Source organism: Kaistella sp. (assembly GCF_049588135.1).
Classification (GTDB): Bacteria; Bacteroidota; Bacteroidia; order Flavobacteriales; family Weeksellaceae; genus Kaistella.
Window position 1 is genome coordinate 1 of the sequence record NZ_JBAVFG010000153.1, and the last position, 2,407, is coordinate 2,407.

3 protein-coding genes are annotated in these 2,407 nt (G+C 35.1%); all 3 read left to right on the top strand.

Translation table 11 applies throughout. The features are described 5' to 3' along the window. Positions 1 to 54 precede the first annotated feature (54 nt). On the top strand, positions 55 to 429 hold the full coding sequence (locus WBY99_RS08735) for a hypothetical protein (protein WP_423975945.1): 375 nt from the start codon (positions 55 to 57) through the stop codon (positions 427 to 429). 93 nt (positions 430 to 522) lie between these two features. Beyond that, positions 523 to 1,032 carry a ferritin gene (locus WBY99_RS08740; protein ID WP_423975947.1) on the top strand — a complete coding sequence of 170 codons (510 nt, stop codon included), beginning with the start codon at positions 523 to 525 and terminating at the stop codon, positions 1,030 to 1,032. A 20-nt stretch (positions 1,033 to 1,052) separates the two neighbouring features. Further along, positions 1,053 to 2,407, top strand: a 1,355-nt coding sequence (locus WBY99_RS08745) for a transglutaminase domain-containing protein (RefSeq protein ID WP_423975946.1), incomplete at its 3' end; no start/stop codon positions are given.

Genomic DNA, 2,407 nt, shown 5'->3' on the forward strand with positions numbered 1-2,407 from the left:
GATTTATTGTGAATCCAACAAATGGAAAATAATTAACAACTAAAATTCTAAAAAATGAAAAAATTAATTTTAAGCGCAGCGTTCGCAGTAATTGGAACCTTCGCAATGGCACAACAAACACAAAAAATGCAGAAAATGGATCCAGCTCAAAAAGAGCAAAAAAGAATGGATCGATTGAAAATGATGCAAAGCGATCTGAATCTTACCGATGCCCAAGTTGATCAAATTAAATTAATACAAGATCAAAAAATGGCAGAAATGGAGAAAAGTGCACCACAAAGAAAAGCTAAAATGGAGCAAAGAAAAATGGAGCAAAATGAGTATAATAAAGAAATGAAACAAATTCTTACTCCTGACCAATACCAAAAGTGGTATGCTAAAAGACAAATGCAAATGCAAAAACGAGGGAAAATGATGAAAGCGAAATAACACGTTCATAATTTTATTTTTTAATGTTAGGCGGGACAATTGTTCCGCTTTTTTTGTTTAAATTTTAATATATTTGTTTAAATTGAATTTATGATGATTAGTACAAAGATAGCAGATTTGGTTAATGAGCAGATTACCAACGAACAATATGCAGCACAATATTATTTGTCGATGTCGGCTTGGTTTTCCGCCCGAGATTTAGATGGGATTGCGAATTATTTCCGTATTCAAAGCAAAGAAGAATTAATGCATGCCGACAAAATGTTTGATTATTTAAACGACGTAGGTGCCGAGATTGTAATGGGAACCATCGAAAAGCCGCCCCACAAATTCGAAAACGCTACCGACATTTTCGAGAAAGCCTTGGCACACGAAAAAATTGTGACCAAAAGTATTTTTAATATTTTAAAAAATGCCAATGATGAAGGTGATTTTGCTACCGTTTCTTTCTTACAATGGTTCGTCACGGAACAAGTAGAAGAAGAAGCCAATGCTTCTCAATTGGTTACCAAAATAAATATGGTTTGTGAGAATCCTTCTGCGCTATATCTTTTCGATCAGGAGCTTGCGCAACGGGTTTTTGCTCCCACATCGGCGGTGTAATCATTAAAATTTTTTTATATATGAAAAAACTTTACAAACTGTGTTTCATGGTTTTGTCGGTTACGATTTTTGCTCAAGATTATACCATCGCCTCGATTCCTGAAAATCTTTTGAAAAATTCAAATGCCATTATTCGAGAGAGTAGTGAAGATCATGTGTTGAAATCGGTGAAAGATTTGGAAATTAAAGAAACCAATGTTATTACCATTTTGAGCACCGCAGGAGACGATTATGGCGTAGTTTATATTCCCTATAATCCCACTAGGAAAGTAAGCAATATTAAAGTAGAACTTTATGATGCTGCCGGGAAATTATTTAAAACTTTTAGTAAAAAAGATTTTTCAGATTACACCAATAATCCGAGTGCAGGTTTGTATGTTGACGATAGAATTCTGGTTTTGAAAACGATTTCGTCGAAATACCCTTACACCATCAAATCGTATTACGAAACCAATACTTCAGATACGGCTTTCCTTAATTTTTATCCTTTGCGAAGTTATAATTTGGCAGTTCAGAAGAGTTCTTTTTCTATTCTGAATAATTCTGGAATCAAAGTACGAACGAAAATTAGCGATACGCCTTTAGCAAAAGTAAATCATTCTGAAGATGGGAATTTGCAGAAATATTCTTACGAAAATATCTCTTCCATTGAGAAAGAATTACTTTCGCCAAGTATCGAATATCTAGTGCCGAAAGTTGAGTTTTCACCAGAAAAATTTTCACTCTCCGGAAAAGAAGGTGATTTAAAGGATTGGAACAGCTTTGGGAAATGGTATTATCAAAAATTGATTTCGCCCGTTTCGGTAATAACCCCAGAAATTTCCGCAGAAGTAGCCGCGCTTAATTTATCAGGAACAATTTCTGAAAAAGTGAGAACCCTGTATCAGTACATGCAAAATAAAACACGTTATGTTTATATTGGCATCGGAATCGGCGGTTGGCAACCAATGCCCGCATCCGAAGTAAGCAAAAAAGGTTATGGCGATTGCAAAGCGCTCACCAATTATATGCGAACTTTGCTTACGGCAGCAGGAATCCCATCTTATTTTGCAATAATTTATAATGATGATTCTGTTATTAGCTTTGATAAAGACTTTCCTAAGTTTTCCGGAAATCACGCCATTTTAATGGTTCCTACGGAAAAAAATACGATTTGGCTAGAGAACACTTCGCAAAAAACTGCGTTTAACCACCTTTCGTATTCGTCGCACAACAGAAATGTATTGGCAGTTGATGAAAATGGAATTAAAATTATTGATACTCCGGTTTATCAACCTGAAGAAAGCAAAGAATTATTAATTGCGAAAGTTCAGTTGGGAGAAGATGGAACAATTACCTCGAATGCGAATTTTGAGTTTACTGGCGGGCAATACGA

Bases quoted from the DNA above. Each gene is read 5' to 3' on its own strand.
- WBY99_RS08735 (WP_423975945.1), top strand. From the start codon at position 55: ATGAAAAAATTAATTTTAAGCGCAGCGTTCGCAGTAATTGGAACCTTC.
- WBY99_RS08740 (WP_423975947.1), top strand. From the start codon at position 523: ATGATTAGTACAAAGATAGCAGATTTGGTTAATGAGCAGATTACCAAC.